Consider the following 1,058-nt stretch of genomic DNA (forward strand, 5'->3'; position numbering starts at 1 on the left):
CTTTTAAAGTAATACAAAGATCAATAAAAGAAGGTAGTAATGTGAGATTTTGTGCATCTATAATTTTATCATCATCTTTTATATTGTCTGCAATTTGCGCTATTTTACCTTTTTCAATTCTAATATCCTTAAAAACTTCTCCATAAAGTTTAGCATTTTTAATAATCATTACCCTTCCTTATTGAAATTATTTTGTTTAAGTAATTTTTGCACAGATTCGCTTAATGTATTGCCCTCTAAAATACTAACAAGTTCATTTACTATAGGGATATAAATCTCATTTTTTTGAGCTATTTTTTTTATAGCATATGAAGTAGCTATACCTTCTGCTACTTCTTTAAGTTCCATTTGAATTTCTTCTATATTTTTATTTTGTGCTAACATTAATCCTACGCGATAATTTCTTGAAAGATTGCTTGAAGCACTTAAAAATAAATCTCCTGCTCCACTAAGCCCTAAAAAAGTTTCTTCCTTAGCCTTAAAAAACTTACCAAAACGATGCATTTCAATTAATCCCCTAGCAATTAAAGAAGCTCTAGCATTATTGCCAAGTTTTAAACCATCGCATATTCCACTTGCAATAGCTAAAACATTTTTATAAGCACCACAAATTTCAGCACCCTTAACATCATTGTCAATGTAAGTTTTTATAAAATCAGGAAAAAACTGAACAAATTCTTTACAAGTTTTTTCATTAAAACCATTAATCATTAAAGCACAAGGAAGTTTTTGTATAACTTCGGCGGCAAAAGAAGGTCCACTTAAAACACAAAGTTGATCTTTATTAACAAATTCTAAAAAAATATCATCTAGAAATTTACAAGTAGAATTTTCTATACCTTTAGATGCAATTAAAATTTTTTGACCTTGATTGATAAAATTTTCTTTAAGCCAAGAAGAAATTCCTTGAGCGCTAAGAGCAAAAATAAGATATTCGCATTTCAAAGCTTCTTTAATGGATATAAAATTTGGTATATTTCTAGGAGTCAAGGAAGTTATATAACACTTATTATTTATACTTAAAGCACTATATAAAGCACTTCCCCATTTACCTGCTC

General features: G+C 28.2%; 1 protein-coding gene. It reads right to left on the minus strand.

Annotation, left to right across the window (positions count from 1 at the left end; translation table 11 throughout):
- Window positions 1–168 precede the first annotated feature (168 nt).
- Window positions 169–1,058, minus strand: an 890-nt coding sequence (locus tag JG677_RS08250) for an NAD(P)H-dependent glycerol-3-phosphate dehydrogenase (RefSeq protein WP_200286159.1), incomplete at its 5' end; no start/stop codon positions are given.

Origin of the sequence: Campylobacter sp. TTU-622 (genome assembly GCF_016598965.1) — a bacterium.
Taxonomy (GTDB): Bacteria; Campylobacterota; Campylobacteria; order Campylobacterales; family Campylobacteraceae; genus Campylobacter_D.